The organism is Aromatoleum anaerobium (assembly GCF_012910705.2).
Taxonomy (GTDB): domain Bacteria; phylum Pseudomonadota; class Gammaproteobacteria; order Burkholderiales; family Rhodocyclaceae; genus Aromatoleum; species Aromatoleum anaerobium.
The window spans coordinates 271,193-295,164 of the sequence record NZ_WTVG02000039.1 but is presented as its reverse complement, the minus strand read 5'-3'; the positions used below and the strand labels follow the sequence as shown (position 1 = coordinate 295,164).

19 protein-coding genes and 1 riboswitch are annotated in these 23,972 nt (G+C 65.4%); of the genes, 8 read left to right on the top strand and 11 right to left on the bottom strand.

Annotation, left to right across the window (positions count from 1 at the left end):
• Positions 1 to 131: 131 nt before the first annotated feature.
• A complete protein-coding gene (locus GO606_RS13490) occupies positions 132 to 632 on the bottom strand; it encodes a GIY-YIG nuclease family protein (RefSeq protein ID WP_169120638.1) in 501 nt (166 codons plus the stop codon).
• A 282-nt stretch (positions 633 to 914) separates the two neighbouring features.
• Between GO606_RS13490 and GO606_RS13485 the strand changes: the two genes are divergently transcribed.
• On the top strand, positions 915 to 2,855 hold the full coding sequence (locus tag GO606_RS13485) for a CHASE domain-containing protein (protein WP_169120636.1): 1,941 nt from the start codon (positions 915 to 917) through the stop codon (positions 2,853 to 2,855).
• 11 nt (positions 2,856 to 2,866) lie between these two features.
• On the opposite strand, the gene GO606_RS13480 is transcribed toward GO606_RS13485, so the two are convergent.
• The 4 genes from GO606_RS13480 to GO606_RS13465 form a co-directional block, all read right to left on the bottom strand.
• Positions 2,867 to 3,394, bottom strand: a complete 528-nt coding sequence (locus tag GO606_RS13480; RefSeq protein WP_169120634.1) for a glycine cleavage system transcriptional repressor — start codon at positions 3,392 to 3,394, stop codon at positions 2,867 to 2,869.
• Positions 3,395 to 3,679: 285 nt separating this feature from the next.
• The gene (locus tag GO606_RS13475; protein ID WP_246979332.1) at positions 3,680 to 4,981 is read right to left on the bottom strand and encodes an IS1182 family transposase; all 1,302 of its coding nucleotides are present in this window, start codon (positions 4,979 to 4,981) and stop codon (positions 3,680 to 3,682) included.
• A 77-nt stretch (positions 4,982 to 5,058) separates the two neighbouring features.
• Positions 5,059 to 5,304 (bottom strand): biotin/lipoyl-containing protein, encoded by a 246-nt coding sequence (locus GO606_RS13470; RefSeq protein WP_244857014.1) that lies wholly within the window; start codon positions 5,302 to 5,304, stop codon positions 5,059 to 5,061.
• 207 nt (positions 5,305 to 5,511) lie between these two features.
• On the bottom strand, positions 5,512 to 6,288 hold the full coding sequence (locus GO606_RS13465; RefSeq protein WP_169120454.1) for a ferredoxin--NADP reductase: 777 nt from the start codon (positions 6,286 to 6,288) through the stop codon (positions 5,512 to 5,514).
• Between the two features lie 113 nt (positions 6,289 to 6,401).
• Here GO606_RS13465 and GO606_RS13460 point away from each other — a divergent pair, with 113 nt between their 5' ends.
• Together GO606_RS13460 and GO606_RS13455 are read left to right on the top strand one after the other, a co-directional pair.
• A complete protein-coding gene (locus GO606_RS13460) occupies positions 6,402 to 7,328 on the top strand; it encodes a LysR family transcriptional regulator (protein ID WP_169120456.1) in 927 nt (308 codons plus the stop codon).
• A 148-nt stretch (positions 7,329 to 7,476) separates the two neighbouring features.
• Complete coding sequence (locus GO606_RS13455; RefSeq protein WP_169120458.1) at positions 7,477 to 8,481, top strand: ChaN family lipoprotein; 1,005 nt, start codon at positions 7,477 to 7,479, stop codon at positions 8,479 to 8,481.
• A 93-nt stretch (positions 8,482 to 8,574) separates the two neighbouring features.
• On the opposite strand, the gene GO606_RS13450 is transcribed toward GO606_RS13455, so the two are convergent.
• Positions 8,575 to 11,286: a glycosyltransferase gene (locus tag GO606_RS13450; protein ID WP_169120460.1), complete on the bottom strand. Its 2,712-nt coding sequence runs from the start codon at positions 11,284 to 11,286 to the stop codon at positions 8,575 to 8,577.
• 318 nt (positions 11,287 to 11,604) lie between these two features.
• On the opposite strand from GO606_RS13450, the gene GO606_RS13445 reads away from it, so the two are divergent.
• Complete coding sequence (locus GO606_RS13445; RefSeq protein ID WP_169120462.1) at positions 11,605 to 11,991, top strand: hypothetical protein; 387 nt, start codon at positions 11,605 to 11,607, stop codon at positions 11,989 to 11,991.
• Here the strand turns inward: GO606_RS13445 and GO606_RS13440 are convergent.
• The 5 genes from GO606_RS13440 to gcvT form a co-directional block, all read right to left on the bottom strand.
• On the bottom strand, positions 11,893 to 13,518 hold the full coding sequence (locus tag GO606_RS13440; RefSeq protein WP_169120464.1) for a glycoside hydrolase family 17 protein: 1,626 nt from the start codon (positions 13,516 to 13,518) through the stop codon (positions 11,893 to 11,895). The genes GO606_RS13445 and GO606_RS13440 overlap by 99 nt on opposite strands.
• 118 nt (positions 13,519 to 13,636) lie before the next feature.
• Positions 13,637 to 14,989 (bottom strand): group II intron reverse transcriptase/maturase, encoded by a 1,353-nt coding sequence (ltrA, locus tag GO606_RS13435; RefSeq protein WP_246979573.1) that lies wholly within the window; start codon positions 14,987 to 14,989, stop codon positions 13,637 to 13,639.
• 450 nt (positions 14,990 to 15,439) lie between these two features.
• Complete coding sequence (gene gcvP, locus GO606_RS13430; protein ID WP_169120574.1) at positions 15,440 to 18,358, bottom strand: aminomethyl-transferring glycine dehydrogenase; 2,919 nt, start codon at positions 18,356 to 18,358, stop codon at positions 15,440 to 15,442.
• Positions 18,359 to 18,421: 63 nt separating this feature from the next.
• On the bottom strand, positions 18,422 to 18,808 hold the full coding sequence (gcvH, locus tag GO606_RS13425) for a glycine cleavage system protein GcvH (RefSeq protein ID WP_169120572.1): 387 nt from the start codon (positions 18,806 to 18,808) through the stop codon (positions 18,422 to 18,424).
• A 121-nt stretch (positions 18,809 to 18,929) separates the two neighbouring features.
• Entirely contained in the window at positions 18,930 to 20,012 is a 1,083-nt protein-coding gene (gene gcvT / locus GO606_RS13420) for a glycine cleavage system aminomethyltransferase GcvT (RefSeq protein WP_169120570.1), read from the bottom strand.
• 198 nt (positions 20,013 to 20,210) lie between these two features.
• Positions 20,211 to 20,298, bottom strand: a riboswitch (glycine riboswitch).
• Between the two features lie 119 nt (positions 20,299 to 20,417).
• On the opposite strand from gcvT, the gene GO606_RS13415 reads away from it, so the two are divergent.
• The 4 genes from GO606_RS13415 to GO606_RS13400 all read left to right on the top strand — a co-directional run bounded on the left by GO606_RS13415 (position 20,418) and on the right by GO606_RS13400 (position 23,968).
• Positions 20,418 to 21,248, top strand: a complete 831-nt coding sequence (locus GO606_RS13415; RefSeq protein ID WP_211166829.1) for a 3',5'-nucleoside bisphosphate phosphatase — start codon at positions 20,418 to 20,420, stop codon at positions 21,246 to 21,248.
• Between the two features lie 84 nt (positions 21,249 to 21,332).
• Positions 21,333 to 22,046 (top strand): L-threonylcarbamoyladenylate synthase, encoded by a 714-nt coding sequence (locus GO606_RS13410; protein ID WP_246979572.1) that lies wholly within the window; start codon positions 21,333 to 21,335, stop codon positions 22,044 to 22,046.
• 50 nt (positions 22,047 to 22,096) lie between these two features.
• Entirely contained in the window at positions 22,097 to 22,756 is a 660-nt protein-coding gene (locus GO606_RS13405) for a site-2 protease family protein (protein WP_169119303.1), read from the top strand.
• A 9-nt stretch (positions 22,757 to 22,765) separates the two neighbouring features.
• Positions 22,766 to 23,968, top strand: a complete 1,203-nt coding sequence (locus GO606_RS13400; protein ID WP_169119304.1) for a tryptophan--tRNA ligase — start codon at positions 22,766 to 22,768, stop codon at positions 23,966 to 23,968.
• The last annotated feature ends 4 nt before the right edge of the window (positions 23,969 to 23,972 follow it).

Here is a 23,972-nt window from a genome sequence, read left to right as displayed (position 1 = left end):
CGAGTGAGGCGGAGATGATGCGCTGGGATCTGCAGATGGTGCAGTGGGGCGAGCGCTGCGCTCAGGTGGCGGCGGACTGCAGTGAGGCGTCGAGGTAATGTTGACGCCACAGACGAGCGCAAATAGAGCCGTTATTTGGCGAGCGAGACCCTCAATTCGTCAAGATCAATCCACTGAGGGTCTGGCTTCATCGCTCTTTGGGCTGCACTGCGAAATACGACGTTAATGGGCGGGTTGAACTTCTTGATGTAATACTCTTCGAGGACAGCAGCCCTCGATTCTTCGCACAAGATGAAGTAGTACCCATCGAACTCGACACCGTTATTGTTGTGCTGAGCTACGCGCCGCATCAGGTGGCGCGACTTCCCGATATAGGCGATATTTCTGCCATGGGTCAGGAAGTAGATGCCGGACAGCCGAACGAAAGGAAGCGCGTTTCCGACAATCTCGTCTTCGGACAAATGAAGACTCGACACGGACTTGTTAGCGTGAGGCGATACGTTGACCTTGCCTTCTTGCAGCGACGCCCAGGCTTCGGCGGCATCCCTATTTCCAAACGACTTGGATTTGCGTTTTCGATCTACGCAAACCTCAGCCCTCCACCTGCCGTTCCTTTCCGTGATGTGGCCCACTCGATCCGTTCCCCCATTTTGTTACCATGATAGGCGTAATCTGGCGGAAACACTAGGATTGTCAAGGCTCACGCGGAGCATCGACATTACATATTGGGCCATGGGCTGTGGAGTCTGGGTGAACAGGAATGGTAAGACCGCGAAGGATACCGCAAGGCCGTATCGCGTTGCGCCTCCGGAGCTGCGTTGTCCGACCTCCCGACGAAGCAGAAACAGTCGTGCCGAACTCCTGCTCCCTTCTGCCGGGACGTGACCCGGTTGCCAACACAACGAGACGCGAGCATGGCCAACGACTCTAACATCGCGAGTGCCGGAAGCTGGCCGATGCGCCGTCCCGGCCGGATTCTGACGATGACGCTGCTCGCTGCGGCACTCGCGGCGCTCGCGACGTGGGTGGTGTGGGTACGGCAATCCGAGGAATATCAGCGTGATATCGCCGGCCAGTTCGAGTCCGAAGCTGCTGAGATCGCGGTGCGCATCGACGAACGGTTTCTTGCCTACCGCCTCGTGTTGCGCGGAGGGCGAGGCCTGTTCGAGGTGACGGACGCCGTCGATCGCCGGACATGGCGTGAGTACGTCCGTACGCTCAAGCTGGGAGAGGACATTCCCGGTGTTCAGGGTCTGGGCTTCGCGCTCTGGCTCGAACCCGGAGAGCTCGCATCCCACATCGACGCGCTGCGCGCCGAAGGGTTCGACGCCTATCGTGTGTGGCCGGAAGGGCCGCGCGGCGGCTATTCGAGCATCGTCATGCTCGAGCCGCTCGACTGGCGCAACCAGCGCGCACTCGGCTACGACATGTACTCCGAACCGGTGCGCCGCGAGGCGATGGACCGCGCGCTGCGCACCGGCAGCGCTGCGCTGTCGGGCAAGACCACGCTCGTCCAGGAAACGACTGCCGATGTCCAGGCGGGCGTGCTGATCTACACCCCGGTGTTCGTGAGAGGCATGCCGACCACGAGCGAAGACGAGCGGCGGCGGGCGCTGCACGGTTGGGTATATATGCCGTTCCGCATGACGGATCTGATGCAGGGCATGCTCGGACCCCATTCGGAAGGCGTGCGCCTGAGGGTCTTCGACCAGGATGAACGCCCGCAATCCCTGCTGTATGACAGCCATCCGGGCCGGGTTGCCGACGAGCAGCCCGAATTCGCGAGCGTCAAGCACCTCACGCTGGCCGGTCGCACGTGGCTGGTGAGGTTCGAGGCGCTGCCGGGTTATGCGTCGCGGTTCGATGTGCGAGGTGCCGAACTGGCCGCGATCGGTATGGTCGGATTGCTGTTCGTCATGACGACATGGTTTTTTGCGCTGACCCGCGAGCGCGCGAGGGCGCTGGCGCGCACAACGGCGTCGCTGCTGCAGAGCGAACGCCGGTACAGCACACTCGTGAATGTGGCGCAGGAGGGAATTGCGGCCACCGATGAGGAATTTCGCCTGACTTTCGTGAATCCCAGCCTGGCCGAGATCCTCGGGCGCAGCGAAGGGGAATTGCTCGGCCGGCCGCTGGACGAGTTGTGGCGAGGCGGCGAGGCGGAGAAGCGTGAACAGATCCTTGCGCGGCTGGCCAGGGGGCAGGGCAGACGCTACGAGACGGACTTTGTGCGCGGCGACGGGCAGCTGCTCACCGCGCTGGTGTCGGATGCTCCGCTTGCCCGCGCCGAAGACGGGTTGAAGGGCGCGATCGTCGTGCTGCTGGACATCACCGAGCGCAAGGACGTCGAACGCCGCATCGCCCACCTGGCGACGCACGACGTGCTGACCGGCATTCCGAACCGGCTGATGTTCAGCCAGCAGCTGACACATGCGGTGGATCAGGCGAGGCGGTATGGCCACCGGTTCGCCCTGCTGTTCGTGGATCTCGACCATTTCAAGCGCGTGAACGACGAACTTGGCCACCACGCCGGCGATCAGTTGCTGCGCGAAGCGGTCAGACGGATGCAGCACGCAGTGCGCTCGAGCGACATGCTCGGGCGCCGCGGCGGCGACGAATTCGTCGTGCTGCTGCCGGAGATCGAGTCCGGCCACGATGCGGCGGTGGTTGCCGAGAAGATCCGCCTGGCGCTGGAGCAGCCTTTCGTCGTCGACGGGAAAGAAGCCAGCATCTCGTCGAGCATCGGCATCGCGCTGTATCCCGACCACGGCGCCGACGAGGATGCGCTGATGCGGCACGCCGACGAGGCGATGTACCGCGCCAAGGGCGAAGGGCGCAACCGCGTCGGTTACTGATCGCAGTGAGTTCAGCCGACCAATTCGTCGAGGTTGATATCGGCGATCAGGTCGTTCGAAAGACGCTCGAGATCGGCCTTGAGCGCGTCGGCATCGACATGCTCGCCGGCCTTCAGCTCCGCTTCGGCATGGAACAGCGTCTCCGACGACATCGGCGCGGTCGACGTGCGGGTGACGAGTTTTTCGACGTTGACGCCGTGGCGCGCAAACACCTGCGAGACTTCGCGAACGATACCGATGCGATCGTGCCCGACGAGGCTGAACGAGAGCCGGCGATGGCGGTGGGCGGTTTCGGCGGCGCTGTCCATCGAGCATTCCACCATCACGCGCAGCGCCGAGAGTTTCGCCAGCGCAGTCTCCAGCGCCTGCACCTGTTCGGGCGGCACGCTGATCTTGAGCAGTCCGGCGAACTTGCCGGCGAGCTGGGCCATCGACGATTCGAGCCAGTTGCCGTGATGGGCGGTGATGACCGACGAGAGCTCTTCGACGAGCCCGGGGCGATCGTCACCGATCACCGTGAGAACGAGTAGTCTGGACACGAATGCACCTCCGTCGGGTCGTGGGAAGGGAAAAGCCCCTGCGCTGTGCGAGAGCCGGGTCCGGGAATTCTATCCTTCCGGGCGCGCGGCGCGCTCATGCCGCGGTCCGAAGCGGTGCCGTGCGAGAAACCGCCGTGCGGCCTCAGAGTTTGTGAATCTTTCGTTCGCAGGACCGATTAGACGCGCGAGCGGGGTTAACGCCGTTTTGCTGGGCGCGATAGGGTTTTTGCATCGTTTGTGCTGCTATCGACGGTTCATTTGACGTTTTTCCCCATTTTTCGCCCCTTAAACCCCGATTCCGGGAACTGCGGACGCACCTGTCCCTACCCCGAGCAATTCCGGTGCGAGGCTGACCATGCGCATCAGGTTGTGCGCCAAAGCAAAGATCAGCATCACACACTTGACCTTCGCCAGACCCCGCACCCGGAACTGCTGCAGGCCGCGGTTGCGGCTGTGCGCATTGACGCATTCGGCCGTTGCCGCTCGCCGCTTGTAAATGACCTTGGCCTCGTCCGTGCCCATCCGCTGCCGCCAGGCCGCCACCGCTTCGCTGTCGCCGGCCTTCGCCTGGTGCGGATCGACCGCCTTGTCCTTGGGTTGCGGCACCGGCCCATAAACGACGGTGCTCCGGCTCGCCTGCTCGATCTGCTCGTGCCCGACGTAGCCGCCATCGACCAGCCAAGCTTCGGGGGCCTGACCACAGCGCGCGGTGACCTGCTCGATCATCGGCACCATCTGCCCTTGGTCGCTGCCGACGGTGGCCACCTCGACCCCCACGATCACCAGCGAGTCGGCGTCGCTCGCCAGTTGCGGGTTGTACGCCGGCCGAAAGCCGCCGTCGCCCATCTTCATCACCGTCGCTTCGGCATCGGTCATCGACGCGCGCGCCTGGTCGGGGTTTTTGCCTTGCCGCTGCTTGATCGCTTCGATCTCGGGCAGCCGCGCCAGCGCTTTCTCAAGACGCGCTTCACGCTCTTTCGCCGCCCGTAGCCGGGCCGCTTCCCGCGCCCGTTCGGCCTGCGCCGGGTCCGCCTCCACCTCGGCTTTGAGCCGCGCCACGGCCGCGCGCGCCGCCTCCAGGTAGCCTTCGAGCTTCTCCTTGCGGCGAAACGAGCCCGCCCCGGCGCTGGCGCGCACCCGCATCCCGTCCTGCGCCACCTGTTTGAGCTTGACCACCCCGGCCGCCATCAGGCTGGCGATGCTCACACTCAACAACTCGTCCAGCCCTTCGCCCTGATCCTTGCGAAAGTCCGAAAGGGTGTGGTGATTGACCTGAACCCCGCCGCACAACCAGCGGTAGGCGTCATGCGATTCGAGCAGCCGTGACACCGCCCGCGCGCTGCCCACCCCGTCGAGCGTGGCGTACAACCACAGCGCCAGCAAAATCTCCGGCGCGATTGCCGAGCGGCCCACCCCGCCATCGACCGCACGAATCCCGGCGTAGAACCGTGACAGGTCCTGCCGCTCGACGTACGCCCACACCAGGCGCGCCCGATGCCCCTCCGGCAGCAGTGACTCCAGGTCACTTGCCCGAAACTCCATCTGCCCCCGGTTGGGCAGCAGCACCCGTGCTCGCATCTTCGTCATCGGCGCAAATCCAGACCTCGTAGCAAGACCTAATTATAACAACGGCATATAACTGGCCGGGGATTTTTCACAGCCTCTCAGTCCACTTCGATCGTCGCGATGACTTCGCCTTCGTCGATCGGATCGCCTTCCTCGACGCGCACGTCGATGAGGATTCCGGAATACGGGCTGGGAATGTCGAGAGCGACCTTGCCCGTTTCGAGCACGATCAGCGTCTCGTCCGTGCCGATTTTTTCGCCGTTGCGGACCAGCACGCTCTGGACGAACACTTCGCCGGTTCGGCATGAGCCGCAGCTGTCCCAGCATTCCGGATATTTCGGCATGCGGATTTCGACTATGCGGCCCAACGCCGGCTCCCCTTTTGGCGGGACGGCCACACGGCCGGCGGGCACGGCGTGGTGCGGGTGGCGAGGCCGCGCACCACGAACGTGAGGCAGCTGTCGCGCGAAACACGTGCGGCAGCTGACGGTCTGCAAGGCAGCATCAGGAGTTCCGGGTAGAGAAAGCGGAGAAGTCTACTCCTCCCGGCCTCACTTCTCGACGAAGGCGCGCTCGATCACGTAGTCGCCCGGCTCTCCGATATGGCGCGAGATCTTGAAGCCGCGCGCGTCGAGCATCGCGCAGCTGTCCTTGAGCATCGCCGGGCTGCCGCAGATCATCGCGCGATCGTGCTCCGGGTCGAGCGGCGGCAGGCCGATGTCCTCGAACAGCTTGCCGGTCTCGATGAGGTCCGTCAGCCGCCCCTGGTTGACGAACGGCTCGCGCGTGACGGTTGGGTAATAGATCAGCTTGTTGCGCGCGTCCTCGCCGAAGAACTCGTTGTCCGCGAGTTCCCTCGTGATGAAGTCGCGGTAGGCGAGCTCCGACACGGTGCGCACGCCATGGATCAGCACGACGTGCTCGAAGCGCTCATACGTATGCGGGTCCTGCATCAGGCTCAGGAACGGGGCGAGGCCGGTGCCGGTCGCGAGCATGTAGAGGCGCTTGCCCGGCTTGAGGTCGTGCAGCACGAGCGTCCCGGTCGGCTTCTTGCTGACGACGATCGGATCGCCTTCCTTGAGGTGCTGCAGCCGCGACGTGAGCGGCCCGTTCGGCACCTTGATGCTGAAGAACTCGAGATGCTCCTCGTAGTTCGGACTCGCGATGCTGTAGGCGCGGGTCAGCGGCCGGCCGTCCACTTCGAGGCCTATCATCACGAACTGGCCGTTCTCGAAGCGCAGGCCGCGGTCACGCGTCGTGCGGAAGCTGAACAGCGAGTCGTTCCAGTGGTGGACACTCAGGACACGTTCGACAGCGAGATTGCTCATGGCCTTGCCTTTGAGTAAGTTGAAAGCCGGGTAGGTTGATCGATTGCAATTCTAGGATGGGCGTAATATCTGCTGGATGGGTAATTCAGATATTCGTTAGAGGCATTTTCGATATGCGCTATACCCTGCGGCAGCTCGCGATCTTTGTCGCCGTCGCGCGCAACGGCAGCATTTCACGCGCCGCCGAGAGCCTCTCGATGTCGCAGTCGGCGGCGAGCAGCGGACTCGCGGAGCTCGAGCGCCAGTTCGACGTGCAGCTGTTCGACCGCGTCGGCAAGTCCGTCCGCCTGAACGAGCTGGGCGAACGACTGCTGCCGCGCGCAGTGGAGTTCCTCGATCGCGCCGAGGACATCGAGGCGCTGCTGCGGGGGCAAACCGGCTACGGGACATTGGACATCGGCGCGACGCTGACGATCGGCAATTATCTTGCAACGCTGATCGTCGCCGAATTTCTCCAGCGTCACAGCGACAGTCGCATCCATCTCGGCGTTCACAACACGGCGACGATCATCCAGCAGGTGGCGAGCTTTGAACTCGACCTGGGGCTGATCGAAGGCAAATGCCAGCACGCCGAACTCGAGGTCGTGCCGTGGCTCGAAGACGAGCTGGTGGTGTTCTGCGCGCCGACGCATCCGCTCGCCCGGCGCGCCAGCGCCGACGAGGAAGACCTGCTGGAGCAGCCGTGGATCCTGCGCGAGATCGGTTCGGGGACGCGCGAGACGTTCGACCAGGCGATGCGCCACGTCGAAGGGCGGTTCGACGTGCGGCTCGAACTCGAGCACACCGAGGCGATCAAGCGTGCCGTTGAATCGGGCCTCGGCATCGGCTGCATTTCGCGGCTGGCGCTGCGCGAAGCGTTCCGCCGCGGCAGCCTGGTGCCGGTGGAGACGCCGTGGCTGGACCTGCGGCGGCGCTTCCATTTCCTGTGGCACCGGCAGAAGTTCCGCACGCCGGGGATGCAGGCTTTTCTCGAACTGTGTCGCGAGATGACCGCGGGCGCCCAGCGCAGCGACGAGATCGCGCTGAGTTACATTCGCTGACCGTGGTGCGCGGGACATCGTGCCAAGGTGAAATCGGAACTTGCAGCAGCGTGAGCCTGCCGGCCGCGCGGCAAGGGGCGCGACAAGCCGGACTCGCGCGTGCACCGACGAGGCCGGCACGGCGGGCGGCTGATCCGGAGGGACAGCGATGATTGGGGACCTGATTCGGCTGGCTTGGTGGGCGGCCGTTCTAGCGGCGGTGCTCGTCGCGGGCATTCCGTCCGGTGTTGCCGCCCCGGCCGGGCCGCCCGGTGAGACACTTCATGCGGCCGGTGATGGCGCGGTGCTCGACTACGAAGCGCTCGCCAGGCGGATCGCTGCCGCTGATGTCATCTATCTCGGCGAACAGCACGGCAACCCGCATCATCATGCCGCGCAGCTGAAAATCGTGACCGACCTCGTCGCCGCCGGCCGTCGTCCGGCACTCGCGTTCGAGGTCGTCAGCGTCCCGCAGACCAGCGAGTTGATGAGCTTCGTGTTGCTGCCGCAGGTCCCCGCGCATGACACCGCTGCGGCGCTGCGACTGCGGGACGAACTCGGCTGGCAGGCCGGCACCGAGTGGCGCGACTACGGTCCGCTGCTCGAATTCGCGCGCGCCCATCGGCTGCGTGTCGCCGGGATCGATCTTCCGCAAAGCCTGCGCCGCCGCATCAGCCGCGTCGGCATCGACGGGCTCAACGCCGTCGAGCGCACCCAGTTTCCCGACAGCGGGCTGGTCGATCCGGCCTACGAACAGCTGATGCACGAGCGGCTGAACGCGGCGCACTGCGGCTTCGCTTCGCCCGAGCTCGTGGCGCGCCTGTACGCGACCTGGCTTGCCCGCAACGACACGATGACGATGGCCGTGACCGCGCTCGCAGCCGAAAAGCCCCTTGAGCCGGTGGTCGTGATTCTCGGACTGGGCCATGTTGAAAACAACATGGGAGTCTATGAACGGGTCGCGCAGCGCGCGCCGACCCTGCGTCAGCTCAATATCGGCTTCCGCGCCCGCTCCCCGGAACTGCGCATTGCGGATGAGCTCGCGCCGCTCGACCGCTTCGGCAAACAGTTTGCGGCGGCGCATGAAATCCTCTGGGTGACGCCGCCGGTGGCCGCAGACCGGCGGACGCCCTGCGAGGGGCTGGAGCTGCGCATGAAGAAAATGGAGAAGTGATTCCGGCATCGCTCCCCTCGATACCGGAAATCAACCGCTTCGGCGCCTTACCCTCGCTGTGGCGAGAAGGTGTGACCGGGGTCCGGAGGCAGGTCAGCCGCGCGCACGCATTGCCTCGACGATGGGCGTCGTGCTCGACTCCGCGATCGGGGTGATGCTCGCCGCGGGCTTGGTTTCCGGCGCTGGCTCGACCACCGTTGCAGGGCGTTCGGGCATGTACGAGGCGACCTGACAGGCGATCGCGGCGAGGTAGGGGATGCACTGCAGCGCGAGGATGCCGACCCACAGCTGCGCTTCGAGATCCTGTGCGCCGCGCAACCAGACCAGCACCACCGAGCCGAGAATCAGCGCGATCAGCAGTCCGATTTCCTCGCGGATCGGCGAGAAGAACGCGAGCGTCCCCTTGTCCTTCCAGCCCTTCGGCGTGCGGACGAATTCCCCGCGTCGCCTGACGAGGCCCGCGAACACCCCGCGGGCGATCGCGTGCGCCATGCCAACCGACAGGATCGACGCACCGAGGATGTCCTTCCAGGGCGCATCCATGGTGCGCCGGTACAGGATCGGACCGAGGCCGCCCTTGAACGCCATGAATGCGAGGATCGGCAGCGCGAGCGCCGACACCGGCAGGCCAAACTCCTGGGGCATGTACAACATGCCGATCGTCCACGCGAGGCTCGCGAACACGAACACGAGCTGCAGCGCGTCACCCAGCCACGCGAACCATCCGGTCAGGAAATGGTAGCGTTGCGCGATGTTCAGCCGGCTCGGGCCGATCATCGCCGGCAAGTGATGCTTGAGGATCTGCATCGCGCCGAAAGCCCAGCGGAAGCGCTGGCTCTTGATCGCGGCGAAATCTGACGGTGTCAGCCCGCGGCCGAGGATGTGATCGACGTAGCGCGTGTCGTAGCCTTTTTCGATCAGGCGCAGGCCCAGTTCGGTGTCTTCGCAGATGCACCATTCGGACCAGCCACCCACTTCCTCGAGCGCGAGGCGGCGCACCAGCGTCATCGTGCCGTGCTGGATCAGCGCGTTGCGCTCGTTACGGTGATGCATGCCGATGCGGAAGAAGCCGTCGAACTCCCAGTTGCACATGCGCCGGAACGGCTGCGTTTCCCAGTCGCGGTGCGCCTGCGGCGCTTGCACGACGGCGACGTCGGCGGCGTCGAAGTGCGGGATCAGACAGGACAGCCAGTCGGGCGAGACGACGTAGTCCGCGTCGACGACGCCGACGACTTCGGCGCGCGGGTCGGTCTGCTTGAGGCCGAAGTTCAGCGCGCCGGCCTTGAAGCCCGGCCAGTTCTCGAGGTGGAAGAAGCGGAAACGCGGGCCGAGCTCGGCGCAGCGCGCTTCGAGCGGCTTCCACAGCGCCTCGTCCTTCGTGTTGTTGTCGAGCACCAGGACTTCGAAATTGCCGTAGTTCATCGCCGCCAGGCTGTCGATCGTCGCGATCACCATCTCCGGCGGCTCGTTACAGCAGGCCAGATGGATCGACACGAAAGGTTCGCGTTCGGTGGCGAGCGGCGTAAGGGGCAGGAAGCGGCGCTTCCAGCGTCGCTTGAAGAGCACCTCGCCGAATTCGAAACCATGCGACAGCAGCACCGCGATCGTCAGCACCGTCGCGCCGATCAGCATCATCAGCCCGACCAGGTCGCGCTGCGTCAGGTAGTAATCGGCTGGCACGTTCGCGCCGATCACCAGCGTCACGGCACAGGCCTGGATCAGCGCCGAGAGCCACAGCCGCCCGAGGATGCTCCAGTCACGCAGCAGGAAGCAGATCAGGAACATCGGCACGAGCGCGATCAACGCGGCCATCCGTGCCTTCTCGTGCCAGCGGATATCCTGCACGACGAGGCCTTCGAGCGGGAACTTCGCCTGGCGCTCGGCGTTGAACATGCCCCAGTAGGCGCCGGCCCAGCCTTCCAACTGAATCTTCCATGGCTGGTCGATCGCTTCCATGATGAAGTAGTCGAGCGTCGGGCTGCGCGGATGGGCGAGGAACTCGCGGATGAAGCGCGCCTCGTTTTCGACCGACGGCACGGAGGTCGTTTCCTCCGCGCCGAAACTGTTCATGACCGGTCCGCGGCTCGGCCAGCCGACTTCGCCGATGACGATCTTCTTCTTTGGAAACGCTTTCGCCAGCTCGTCGTAGCGCATCAATACGTATTCGACAGCGGATTCGACCGGCACCCCTTCGTGGTAGGGCAGCAGGTGGACGGTGATGAAATCGACGCTTTTCGCCAGTTCCGGATGCTTCAGCCAGACGTGCCACGGCTCGGCCGTCGACACCGGGACCTTCAGCCGTCGCAGAGCCTTGCGCACCTTGTCGAGATAGGCGGAAAGCTCGGCGACGCTCAGGTCGCCGCGCAGCAGCACTTCGTTGCCGACGACCACGCGCTCGATGTGCCGCAGCTCGCGCACCGACTCGATCAGCGCGTCGATCTCGCGATCGTTCGCTTCCGCGTCCGGCGACAGCCAGGCCCCGGCCGTGACGGTCAGCTTGCGGTCACCCGCCAGCCGCACGATTGCCGGTGCGTCGGTGCTGCCGTAGGTGCGGATGCGCTCGCCCGTCTGCGCGAGCAGGTCGAGATCCGCGGCAATTTCGGCCTCGCTCGGATAAGTCCCTTTGAGTGGGCTCTGGTCACGCTGGAAAGGGCTGTAGGCATAGCCGCGGATACTGTTGCCGGCGCCGATGAACTCGGTGCCGCGGTTCCACCGCTCCGCGATGAGGTATTGGGCGCCGGCGACCAGGCCGGCAAGAATCAACGCTACGATCAGACGGTAAATCAGCGAAGCGGCGTATTTCATTAAAATCGGGGTCCCCTCAGGGGGTTGATCGATCGCCGCGGGCCGTCATTCCTCGTGATGCTTCGGAATTGCGGTTTGATGCAGCGCAAAAATCAATCCTGGCCGGGCTTGTGACACAATTCACCAGCTCGACCGCAACTGATGCGGCGCGAAGTTTATTCGTTTTTTCAGTTGCTTAGCAAAGTTTCCCTGTGTGCAATTTGCAACAGGAAGTAGGTCTGCAGGCGGACGCTTGATTTGTAAGGAAAAAGGGAGTTGAGGGAAAATAATTTGCGTCAATACGATCGAAGCCGTATTTCTCTGGCCGCCGCGAGCGCTGTGCTTCTCGCGGCAGTGCTCGGTGTGCGGTACGGATTGCTCGAAGCGGGTGCGTTCCCGCTCGACTGCGGCGGGTCGCTCGCCGAAGGGCTCGGCGCGTGGTGCGCGGCAAAGTGGCTGCTGGTGCAGTCCTTCGTTCATCAGCGCCTGGGCTGGCTGAGCCTTGCGTGCGGCGTTGTGGCCTTCGTGCTGCGCCATCGCCCGCTCGCGTGGGGCGGTTGGCTCAGTGGCCTGGCGGGGTTGGTGCTGTACAGCTTCGACCCGTCCGCGGTCGGCGCGCTGCTGTCGCTACTGGTCCTCGCGCGCGTCGGCGCGCAGCGTCGGCGCGGCGAGGATGAGACCAATGACGAGCCAGGCGACGGCCTGCGGGTTCAACGGCTCGGATAGCCAGCGGCCGACGACCGACACCGCGATCACCGCGGAGCACAGCCGCTCCTCGATCGCGTGGCGGCTGTTCGCGAACCACCCGAGGACGCCAAAGGTCAGTGCCGGCACGATGAACAGCAGCGACGGGAAGTCGCGGTAGCGCGGATCGACGAACAGCAGCAAGGCGCCGACTGCAGCAGCGAACAGCAGCACGAGACGCAGCAGTCCGAGAGCTGCCGGCGCATCGAGCGCCGCCGTGCGGCCTCGCTGCCACGCCGCCCACACCCCTGCGCCCGAGCGTATCCCGCGACCCGAAGCCCAGCGGGCGAGCGTCAGGGGCACGATCATGCCCACGGCGAAGACTGTCCCGAGCATCGCCCATTCGAGTCCGTCGCGATACGCGAACCGGGCGTGTTCCCACTGCAGGACTGCGACCGTGCCTGCCACCGCGCCCATCGCTGTGATGGCGGCCAGTTGCAGCGGCGTGCGCCTCTTCGAGCGGCGTCCCGCGGCGAGAGCGAGGCACAGCAGCACGCCGAACCCCGCGCCGAGCGCCGGCGCGACGAAGGTGTCGCGTTCCGCGACCGGTCCGGCGAGCGGAAATTTCGCTGCCAGGTCGACATCGAGCACACCCCAGTAGCCGCCGACGGTGCCTTCGAGGCGGCGCTTCCACGGCTGGTCGATGGCCTCGATGAGGTTGTAGTCCCAGCCCTCGTCATGCGCGCGGTGGATGAATTCGCGGATGTAGCGGGCCTGGTTGACCAGGGATGGCAGCGACGCTTCGCGCTGGCGCCCGGCGCTCGGCCAGCCGGTTTCGCCGATCATCACCGGTTTGTCGAAGTGTCTGCGAACCTCGTCGAACACCGTAGCGACATGCGCGACGGCGTGCTCGATCGCCACCGGATCGTCCTCCCAGAACGGCAGGATATGCACCGTGACGCGGTCCACCGCACCGGCGAGGCTGGTGTGCCTGAGCCAGAATTCCCACACGTCCGCATACGTCACCGGCACTTCGGTGCGGGCGGCGGCGTACTCGATCAACCCGCGCAGTTCGTCCTCGGTGCGCTCGCGGCGCAGCAGCACTTCGTTGCCGACGATCAGCATGCGCACGACGTCCGCGTTGTCGTTGGCGATGCGGAGCGCCTGGTCGAGCTCGATCGCGCTGCGCTTGCGGTCGGAGCTGATCCATGCACCGAGCAGCACTTTGAGCCCGAGTTCGCGCGCCACGCCCGGCACCTGCTCCAGCCCCTGGGCGACCGAATAGAGGCGCACGCATTCGGTCAGGTGCGACAGCGCGGTGAGATCGGCGACGATCTGCTCGCGCGAAATCTTCAGCGTCTGGTCGTACGGCGTCTGGCCGGGAAGGTGGTAGGGCGCATACGACACGCATTTCAGCCGTTCGCCGTCCGCCAGCTGCAGGTCATGCATCGGGACGGGCTGCGTCTGGCGCGCGATCAGCACGCCAAGGCCCGCCAGCGCCGCGACGTGGACGAGCAGCAGGGCGAGCCAGGGAACGAAGGACCAGCGTGGCGGGCGAAAGTCGGGCATGGCGAGGATCAGGCGTCGGGTGGATGCAATCGGGATAGGGGCGGCCAGAGTACCTGACCGTTCCCCTCCCACACCACCCGGCATGCGGGTCCGCACCGGGCGGTTCGAGCAGTTGAGGTCATGAGAGCCGGGGTACGCCGAGCCGGTCGAAGTAGGCAATCGGCATCACACGATTGAGCGCGAGGCGGCTGTTATGCCACCATCGGCGACTGTTTGCGGCGATCCGCTGAGCGTCCGTCTTCGAGGCGCCCAGCGCCAACAACTCCCGATACATCGTTGTCCCCCGACGCCAGTGCTTGAGCTGCAGCGCACGCAGCCGATGACGTAACCACTCGTCGAGTTCGCGGAACACCTTGGGCGTCTGCGCAAGCTGGAAGTATGTCTTCCAGCCCGGCATGTAAGTCCGCAGTCGTTCGGCGACCTCCGGCAGGCTGCGCCCGCCCGAGCGTCGCGTCATTTCTCGGATGCGTTGCTTGAAGGTTTCCAAAGCCTTTCTTGCGACGGCGCATTTGATTCGATCACCCGCACTGCGCCACAGCTCGTAGCCCAGAAACTTGCGACCGGTCGCCTGCGCGACCGCCGTCTTGGCTTCGTTGACCTTCAAGTGGAGCCGGTCGTAGAGCCGACGTAGTCCATCAAGCACCCGCTCGCCCGCGCGGCGACTGCGCACATACACGTTGCAGTCGTCGGCATAGCGCACGAACCGATGGCCACGCTTTTCCAGTTCCCGATCCACCTCGTCGAGCAGCACGTTGGCCAGCAACGGCGATAGCGGACCGCCTTGCGGCGTGCCCTCATACCGCTGCGTAACCACCCCGCCATCCATGATGCCGGCCACGAGGTAGCGACGGATCAGCCGCAGCACGGCGCGGTCCGAGACTCGCCTCGATAGCCGATCCATCAGGATGTCGTGATTGACCCGGTCGAAAAATTTCTCCAGATCCACATCGACCACCATCCGGTAGCCGTCCTGCACATAGCGCTGTGCCATTAGCACTGCGTCATGCGCTCGGCGGTATGGCCGGAAGCCGTAGCTGTGTTCGGAGAACGTTGGATCAATCTTCGGCTGCAGGACCTGTAGCAGGGCTTGTTGAATCAGCCGATCCGTCACCGTCGGTATCCCCAACTCACGCACCCCGCCACCGGGCTTCGGGATCTGGACGCGCCGCACGGCTTGAGGCCGGTAACTGCCGTCCAGTAACGCTTCCCGAAGCCGGGGCCAGTGCGTCTTCAGGTACGCCGCCGTCTCGGCAATCGACAACCCATCCACCCCGGCACTGCCGCGATTGGCTTTGACGCGTTTCCACGCCAGCACCATGTTCTCTCTCGCGAGCGCCTGCGCGAGCAGGTCGTCTCGCCCTGAGCCTTCGGTTTCATGCCGCGCCGGACGTGCTTCATCACGCATCGCTTCGGGTCTGGCTTCACCTCGTCCTCCCGCGTTGCGCCCCGGTTGCCCGGGCTTCTGATGCACTGCACTTCCGAGCGACATGGCCTTCGGCCCTCCTACTCGTTCGGCCCTTCGCCCCGTACCGGCAGCTAATACGGCCTCTGCTGACTTCTCGCTCCGGCTTGTCACCGTCGGCCTTTCAGCCACAAGGCGAGATCTCCCCAGGTAAGAACGCACTCCTTCGCTGCACAACCGCCGGATCTACGCCACTTCGCCTTGATCACGAGAGCTTCGCGGTTTTCGGCCCGCTCGCCCTGCTCGGCAGCGCCTTTTATCCGATTCTTGTCCATCGGCTCGCAGCTTCGATCCACGCTTCCTTCCCACACTCGGTCGCCCTCATGCAGTTGCGCTTCACTTCGTTCGCTGTGATCAACTTACGGCGGGACTTGCACCCGCAAGAGTGCGCCCATGCTGGGCGCACCGCAAAAAAGCCACGCCTGGATTGGCGTGGCTTCCCGGCGAAGCGGGGCGATTCTAGCTCGCGTAGTCCTCTACCGGCACGCAGGCGCAGAAAAGATTGCGGTCGCCATAGACATCGTCGATGCGGTTGACGCTCGGCCAGAACTTGTTTTCGGCGACCCACGGCAGCGGGAAAACAGCCTGTTCGCGGCTGTACGGGCGGCTCCATTGCGCGCCGTCGGCAGCGATGAAATCCGCCTGCGTGTGCGGCGCGTTCTTCAGCGGGTTGTCGTCCGCCGGCCACGCGCCGTTCTCGACTTCGCGGATCTCGTTGCGGATCGCGATCATCGCCGCGATGAAACGATCGAGCTCGCCGAGATCCTCGGATTCGGTCGGTTCGATCATGATCGTGCCGGCCACCGGGAACGACATTGTCGGCGCGTGGAAGCCGTAATCCATCAGCCGCTTGGCGATGTCGACCTCGCTGATGCCGGTATTCGCCTTGATCGGGCGGATGTCGAGGATGCACTCGTGCGCGACGCGGCCCTGCGAACCGGTGTAGAGCACCGGGTAATGCTCGGCGAGGCGGTTTGCGACGTAGTTCGCGTTGAGGATCGCGACCTCGGTGGCGCGCTTGAGGCCTTCGGCCCCCATCATCGCGATGTACATCCACGAGATCGGCAGGATGCTCGCCGAGCCGAAGGGTGCGGCGCTGACCGCACCCTGGCCCTTGTTCGGGCGCGTCTCGTCGCCGGTCGCCGCGACGACGTGGTCGGCCATGAACGGGGCGAGGTGCGCGGCGAGCCCGATCGGCCCCATGCCCGGTCCACCGCCGCCGTGCGGGATGCAGAAAGTTTTGTGCAGGTTCATGTGGCTGACGTCGGCGCCGATCGTCGCGGGCGAAGTCAGGCCCACCTGCGCGTTGAGGTTCGCGCCGTCCATGTACACCTGGCCGCCGTGGCGATGCACTGTGGCACAAATCTCGCGGATCGATTCCTCGAACACGCCGTGGGTCGACGGGTACGTGATCATCAGCGCGGCGAGCCGGTCGGCATGCTGGGCGACCTTCGCTTCGAGATCGGCGAGGTCCACGTTGCCGCATTCGTCGCACGCGACGACGACCACTTCCATGCCGCACATCTGCGCAGTCGCCGGGTTCGTGCCGTGCGCCGACTTCGGGATCAGGCACACGCGGCGATGCGTGTCGCCGCGGCTGTCGTGGTAGCGGCGGATCGCGACGAGGCCGGCGTATTCGCCCTGCGCGCCGGAGTTCGGCTGCATCGAGATCGCGGTGAAACCGGTGATCGCTTTCAGGTAGCCGGCGAGGCCGTCGATCATCTTGAGATAGCCGCGGGCCTGTTCGCGCGGTGCGAACGGATGCAGGTTCGCGAACTCCGGCCACGTGACCGGGATCATTTCGCTCGTTGCGTTGAGCTTCATCGTGCACGAGCCGAGCGAGATCATCGAATGGTCGAGCGCGAGATCGCGGTTCTGCAGCTTCTTGAGATAGCGCAGCATCTCGTGCTCGGTGTGATGCGTGTTGAACACCGCGTGCGTGAGGATTGCGTCGTCGCGCAGCAGCGCCGCGGGAATGGCGCCGCCCGCGGCACTAACTTTCGCATCGAGGGCGCCAAGCTCGGCCGTCGTACCGAAGAGGCGCAGCAGCGTCGCAACGTCGTCGCCCGTCGTCGTCTCATCGACCGACAGCCCCAGCACCATGTCCGACACCGGCCGCAGGTTGAAACCGGCAGCGTCGCAGGCGGCGAGGAGGGCGGCCGTGCGTGCGCCGGTCTCGACCTGCAGCGTGTCGAAGAACGCGCCGGCCGGCACGTTGAAGCCGGCTTCGCGCAGCCCTTGCGCAAGAATCGCGGCGAGCCGGTGGATGCGTGCCGCGATCGTGCGCAAGCCCCGCGGGCCGTGATAGACGGCGTAGAAGCCCGACATGTTCGCGAGCAGCACCTGCGACGTGCAGATGTTGGAATTCGCCTTCTCGCGGCGGATGTGCTGTTCGCGCGTCTGCAGCGCCATGCGCAGCGCCGTCTTGCCGCGCGTGTCCTTCGACACGCCGATGATGCGCCCCGGCATCGCGCGCACGTTCGCTTCGCGCGTCGCGAAGAACGCCGCGTGCGGACCGCCGAAGCCCATCGGCACGCCGAAGCGCTGCGCCGAACCGAGCGCGATGTCGGCGCCCATCGCGCCGGGCGACTTCAGCAGCACCAGCGCCATCAGGTCGGAGGCGACCGCGACGACAGCGCCTTTCGCCTTCAGTGCAGCGATCGTGCCGCTGAGGTCGACGACCTCGCCGCGCTCGTTCGGATACTGCAGCAGCGCGCCGAAGGCGTCCGCGTTCGCGGCGTCCTGCGCCGGGCCGAACTTCAGCTCGAAGCCGAAGAACCCGGCTCGCGTGCGCACCACGTCGATCGTCTGCGGGAAGCAGCCTTCATCGACGTAGAAGACGTTCGACTTCGACTTGGCTACGCGCCGCGCCATCGTCATCGCCTCGGCCGCCGCCGTCGCCTCGTCGAGCAGCGACGCATTCGCGAGCTCCAGACCGGTCAGGTCGATGACCATCTGCTGGTAGTTCAGCAGCGCTTCGAGCCGGCCCTGCGCGATCTCGGCCTGGTACGGCGTGTAGGCGGTGTACCAGCCTGGGTTTTCCATGACGTTGCGCAGGATCACCGCCGGCGTATGGGTGCCGTAGTAGCCCATGCCGATCAGCGATTTCCTCGCGACGTTCTTCGCCGCGATCGCGCGCAGGTCCGCGAGGGCCTCGTGCTCGGGCTTCGGCCCCTCGAGTGGCAGCGGCGCGGCGAGCCGGATCGCCGGCGGTACGGTCTGGTCGATCAGCGTATCGAGGTCGGGCGCCCCCACGGCGGCAAGCATCGTGGCGATTTCGGTCGCGTTGGGACCGATGTGGCGGCCGATGAACGCGTCGCGTTGCTCGAGCTGGGCGAGCGGCGCGTTCAGGGGCGAAGCAGGGGAAGCATTCGGCATGGCAGTGACTCGGCAGGATTTCCGGGCCGGCGAACCGGTCCGGGGAAGATGTGGCGGGTGGGGTCAGGCGTTCGCGATCTCGGCCTGGTAGCCCTGGGTGTCGAGCAGCGCCGCGACGTCGCCGGCGTTGGCCGGCTTGAGCTTGAACAGCCACGCCGCGTAGGCGTCGGCATTGACCGACTCCGGCGCGTCGACGGCGTCCTGGTTCGATGCGATGACTTCGCCATCGACCGGCGCATAGATGTCGGAAGCCGCCTTGACCGATTCAATGACGGCGCACGCCTCGCCGGCTGCCACTTGCCGACCGGCTTCCGGCAGTTCGAGGAAAACCACGTCGCCGAGCGCTTCCTGCGCGTGGTCGGTGACGCCGATCGTCAGTGAGCCGTCGGCTTCGACGCGGATCCATTCGTGGGACTTGGTGTATTTCAGCTCGGCGGGAACGTTGCTCATGGTGGGCTCCGGAGGAAAAACGTGACAACCGGACGATGCCGTCCGGTTTCGGGTTTGGGAGGTGGCGAAAGTGCCGTTACGAAAAAAGTCAGTTGGACGACGCGTCGGTCGATCGGCGCAATCAGACCAGCGCCTTGCCGTTGCGCACGAACGGCAGCTTAACCGTGCGGGCTTTCAGGCGACGACCGCGAATGTCGACTTCGACCACCCCGCCCGGCTCGACGCCGAGCGGCAGGCGGGCGAAGGCGATCGATTTTTCGAGCGACGGCGAGAAACTGCCGCTGGTGGTCTCGCCTTCGCCGGCGGCGGTGAATACCGTCATGTGCGCGCGCAACACGCCCTTGTCCTCGAGGATCAGGCCGAGCACCTTGCGGCGGGCAGGGTTCGCGACGAGCGCGGCGCGACCGACGAAATCGCGCGATTCATCTTTCAGGTCGACGGTCCAGGCGAGGCCGGCGTCGAGCGGCGAGACCGTCTCGTCCATGTCCTGCCCGTACAGGTTCATGCCGGCTTCGAGGCGCAACGTGTCGCGTGCGCCGAGCCCGCAGGGCTTGACGCCCGCCGCGGCAAGCGCGTTCCAGACTGCTTCGGCGCGCGCGGCCGGCAGCGTGATTTCGAAACCGTCCTCGCCGGTATAGCCGGTGCGCGCGATCAGCACGTCGCCGATGCGGGCGGCCGAAAACGGCTTCAGGCCTTCGCTTGCGGCGCGCATGTCGGGCAGCGCCGCCCAGGTCTTGTCGCGCGCGTTCGGCCCCTGCACTGCGATCATCGCCAGGTCGCGGCGGCTCTCGAGCGTGACGTTCGCGCCGCTTGCCGCGATGCGCTGGCGCATCCAGGCGACGTCCTTGTCGGCAGTGCCGGCATTGACGACGATGCGGTATGAAGTCGGGGAGAAGTAATAGACGATCAGGTCGTCGATGACGCCGCCGTCGGGATTGAGCATGCAGCTGTACAGCGCCTTGCCCGGCTCGTGCAGCTTGGTCACGTCGTTCGCGAGCAGGCCGCGCAGCCACGTCGTCGCGTCCGGGCCTTCGAGGTCGAGGCCGAGCATGTGCGAGACATCGAACATTCCCGCGTCGCGACGCACGACATGGTGTTCCTCGATCTGCGAGCCGTAGTTCACCGGCATGTCCCAGCCGGCGAAATCGACCATGCGGGCGCCGGCGGCGACATGAACGGCGTGAAGAGGGGTGTGTTTTGCCACGGGAGGCTCCTTGGGGTGACACCGGTTCGGTTACGAAGGTCGAAATGCAAAACGGGGCGAGGCCCGTCCAGGCGAGCGTCGCCCCATCTGTCCTTTGTACCTGAGAGATTCCGGCCGACGCCGGGTGCCCCTTCGGTGGATGCGCCGGTCGGGAACGTTTCGACGTTTCCCGGGCCCGCATCGCTCTCCAGAGTTGTGTTCTGTCGGCGGTCCTTTTGCCTGAGCGATTCCTGGGGGGTTACGCCTTCGGCGACTCTCGGGGAGAGTGCTCTCCCGCGCGACCGGCGGACGATAGCATTCAGGGACCGGAACTGGCAACGGGCAGCAGGGCCTGTTTGCTATCATCGCGGATCCTCGCGGACTTGCCGCTGTCCGATGACCAGAACCTGCCCGAGAAGGATAGCGATGAACGCCGATCTGCACTGCCACTCCACGATGTCCGACGGCTGGCTCACACCCGCGGAGGTCGTGCGGCGCGCGTCGGCCAATGGGGTGACGCTGTTGGCGCTGACCGATCACGATGAGGTCGGCGGTCTCGACGAGGCCATCGCGACCGCGGCCGAAGTCGGGATAAGGCTGGTGCCGGGTGTCGAGATATCCGTTTCCTTCAGCGGCGAGACGGTGCACGTGGTCGGCCTGGGGGTTGATCACCGTCATCCCCGACTGCTTGCCGGACTCGCCGAAGTGCGGGCCGGCCGGGACGGGCGGGCGGTGCGCATCGGCGCGGCGCTGGAAGCGGCAGGGATCCACGGGGCGCTCGGAGGCGCGCGAAAATTCGCCCGTAACCCGGCGCTCGTGAGCCGCGCGCATTTCGCGCGCCACCTCGTCGCGAGCGGCCTGATGCCCGACGTCAGCACGGTGTTCCGCCACTATCTCGCGCGCGGCAAGCCGGGGTACGTCGAGCACGAATGGGCAACGCTCGAAGACGCGGTGGGCTGGATCCACGCCGCGGGCGGCATCGCGGTCATCGCCCATCCGGCGCGCTACCGTTTTGCCGAGGCCGAACTCGAGGCCCTGTTCGACCGCTTCGCGGCATGCGGTGGCGAAGCGGTCGAAGTGGTGTCCGGAGCGCATAGCGACGCGGAAGTGCTCAGGTTCGCGAGTGTTGCCCGTCGCCGCAAGCTGCTCGCGTCGCGCGCTTCCGATTTCCACGGCGAAAAGGAAAGTCCGGTCGATCTCGGGCGCTGTTCGCCGCTGCCGCCGGATCTCGTGCCGGTATGGTCGCGACTGGAATGAAGGTGGGGATGAAATCCGGCCGGGCCAGTCCCGCGCGCTCCTTGGCAATCACAATCGAAAAAATCAAGATCAAGAAAAAACAGAATGGCTCAATATTTCGTACTTCATCCCGAGCAGCCTCAACCCCGGCTGATTCGCCAGGCGGCCGAAATCATGCGATCCGGCGGCCTGGTGGCGTTTCCGACCGATTCCGCATATGCGCTGGGTGGCCTGACCGGTGACGCGAGCGTGCTGCTGCGCATCCGCAAGATCCGCGGGGTGGATGAACGGCACCATTTCACGCTGATGTGCCGCGACCTCTCGGAAATCGCCACTTATGCGCGGGTCGATAACATGCAGTACCGCTTGCTGAAGGCAACGACTCCCGGCCCCTACACGTTCATCCTCGAGGGCACGAAGGAGCTGCCGCGGCGGGTTCTGCACCCGAAGCGCAAGACGATCGGTCTGAGAGTCCCCGACCATCCGGTGGTCGCCGCGCTGCTCGCCGAACTGGACGAGCCGATCCTGACTTCGACGCTGCTGCTGCCGGGCGAGGATCTGCCGTTGACCGACGCGGAGGAAATCCGCGACCGCATGGAAAAACAGGTGGAACTCGTCATCGAAGCCGGCTTCTGCGGGCCGGAGGTAACGACCATCATCGACCTGACCTCAGGCGTTCCGGTGCTCGTCCGGGCGGGGAAGGGCGATCCGTCACCGTTCGGTCTCGAAGCATGGTGCCCGATCACGCCCACCCACGCCTTTACCCACCGCACCGCCCTCCGGAATCCGGACTTCGCCTGTCGTCGGGCACGGCGATGAAGGGGCGCGGTCGCGCTCTGCTAGAATGCGCCGTTTTACACCGTGACGTCATGGATTCGCTGATCTCCACCATTGCCATCTGGGCGCTGCCGGTGCTGCTTGCGATCACCCTCCACGAGGCGGCGCACGGATACGTGGCGAGGCATTTCGGCGATCCGACCGCGGATCTGGCCGGTCGCATCACGCTGAACCCGTTCAAGCATATCGATCCGATCGGCACGATCCTCGTCCCCGGGGCGATCCTGACGCTCAGCAGCCTGTTCGGCGGCGGAGGCGTGCTGTTCGGCTGGGCCAAGCCGGTGCCGGTGGATTTCAGCCGCCTGCGCCAGCCCAAGGCGGACATGCTGTGGGTCGCGGCGGCGGGACCGTTCGTGAATTTCATGATGGCGATCGGTTGGGCAGTGCTGTTCAAGGTCGCCCTGAGCATGCCGCACAGTGTCTACACGATACCGATGATGAAGATGGCCGACGCGGGCATGCAGATCAACGCGGTGCTGATGCTGCTGAACCTGCTGCCCATTCCGCCGCTGGACGGGGGCCGGATCGCGGTGAGCCTGCTGCCGCACCGGCTGGCGTGGAAATATTCGCGGATCGAGCCGTACGGCTTTCCGATCCTTCTCGTGCTGCTGTTCACCGGGGTGCTCGGACAGTTGCTGTGGCCGATGATGGCCGCCTTCCGGCTCCTTCTTGCGACGCTTTTTGGATTTTAATTACCGATCATGTACGCAGAACGTGTTCTTTCAGGCATGCGCCCGACCGGGCGACTCCATCTCGGCCATTACCACGGCGTGCTCAAGAACTGGGTCAAGCTGCAGGCGGAATACCCGTGCCTGTTCTTCGTCGCCGACTGGCATGCGCTGACGACCGCCTATGACAGCCCGCAGATTATCGCGGACAGCGTCTGGGACATGCTGGTCGACTGGCTCGCGGCCGGTGTCGATCCGCAGAAGGCGACGTTCTTCATCCAGTCCAAAGTGCCCGCGCACGCGGAACTCCACCTGCTGATGTCGATGTTCTGCCCGCTCGGCTGGCTCGAGCGCGTGCCGACATACAAGGATCAGCAGGAAAAACTCGAGCACAAGGACTTGTCGACTTACGGCTTCCTCGGCTATCCGCTGCTGATGTCGGCTGACATCCTGCTCTACCGCGCCGACAAGGTGCCGGTCGGCGAAGACCAGCTGCCGCACGTCGAGTTCACGCGCGAGATCGCGCGGCGCTTCAATCACCTGTATGGGCGCGAGCCGGGGTTCGAGGACAACGCGAAGGAGGCGATGAAGAAGCTCGGTGCGAAGGGCGCGCGGCTGTTCGACGAGTTGCGCACGCGCTTCCAGCAGGACGGGGACGCGGCCGCGCGCGATCAGGGCAGGCTGCTGATCGAGGACGCGAAGAGCCTCGGCCACGTCGATCGCGAACGGCTGCACGGTTATCTCGAGGGGACCGGCAAGATGGTGCTCGTCGAACCCGGCGCACTGCTGACCGAAGCCGCACGCATGCCCGGCCTTGACGGCCAGAAAATGTCGAAGAGCTACGGCAACACGATTTTCCTGCGCGAGGAGGCCGACTCGATCTCGAAGAAGATCCGCACGATGCAGACCGATCCGGCGCGTGTGCGCCGAACCGACCCGGGCGACCCTGACAAGTGCCCGGTGTGGCAGTTCCACCTGATCTATTCGGACGACGGCGTGCGGGCGTGGGTGCAGGACGGCTGTCGCAGCGCGGGCATCGGCTGCCTCGAGTGCAAGCAGCCGGTCATCGACGCGATCCTGAAGGAGCAGGCCGAGATGCGCGAGCGCGCCCAGCCCTACGTCGAGGATCCGGCCCTGCTGCGCCGGATCATGGCCGAGGGCTGCGAGCGTGCGAGCGAGCTTGCCGAGGAGACGATGCGCGACGTCCGCGCGGCAATGGGGCTTTCGTACTCCTGAGTCG

Bases quoted from the DNA above. Each gene is read 5' to 3' on its own strand.
- GO606_RS13415 (WP_211166829.1), top strand. From the start codon at position 20,418: ATGAACGCCGATCTGCACTGCCACTCCACGATGTCCGACGGCTGGCTC.
- gcvP (WP_169120574.1), bottom strand. From the start codon at position 18,358: ATGCCGAATGCTTCCCCTGCTTCGCCCCTGAACGCGCCGCTCGCCCAG.
- gcvH (WP_169120572.1), bottom strand. From the start codon at position 18,808: ATGAGCAACGTTCCCGCCGAGCTGAAATACACCAAGTCCCACGAATGG.
- GO606_RS13440 (WP_169120464.1), bottom strand. From the start codon at position 13,518: ATGCCCGACTTTCGCCCGCCACGCTGGTCCTTCGTTCCCTGGCTCGCC.
- GO606_RS13455 (WP_169120458.1), top strand. From the start codon at position 7,477: ATGATTGGGGACCTGATTCGGCTGGCTTGGTGGGCGGCCGTTCTAGCG.
- GO606_RS13450 (WP_169120460.1), bottom strand. From the start codon at position 11,286: ATGAAATACGCCGCTTCGCTGATTTACCGTCTGATCGTAGCGTTGATT.
- GO606_RS13485 (WP_169120636.1), top strand. From the start codon at position 915: ATGGCCAACGACTCTAACATCGCGAGTGCCGGAAGCTGGCCGATGCGC.
- GO606_RS13410 (WP_246979572.1), top strand. From the start codon at position 21,333: ATGGCTCAATATTTCGTACTTCATCCCGAGCAGCCTCAACCCCGGCTG.
- GO606_RS13470 (WP_244857014.1), bottom strand. From the start codon at position 5,304: ATGCCGAAATATCCGGAATGCTGGGACAGCTGCGGCTCATGCCGAACC.
- GO606_RS13400 (WP_169119304.1), top strand. From the start codon at position 22,766: ATGTACGCAGAACGTGTTCTTTCAGGCATGCGCCCGACCGGGCGACTC.
- GO606_RS13465 (WP_169120454.1), bottom strand. From the start codon at position 6,288: ATGAGCAATCTCGCTGTCGAACGTGTCCTGAGTGTCCACCACTGGAAC.
- GO606_RS13475 (WP_246979332.1), bottom strand. From the start codon at position 4,981: ATGACGAAGATGCGAGCACGGGTGCTGCTGCCCAACCGGGGGCAGATG.
- GO606_RS13405 (WP_169119303.1), top strand. From the start codon at position 22,097: ATGGATTCGCTGATCTCCACCATTGCCATCTGGGCGCTGCCGGTGCTG.
- GO606_RS13460 (WP_169120456.1), top strand. From the start codon at position 6,402: ATGCGCTATACCCTGCGGCAGCTCGCGATCTTTGTCGCCGTCGCGCGC.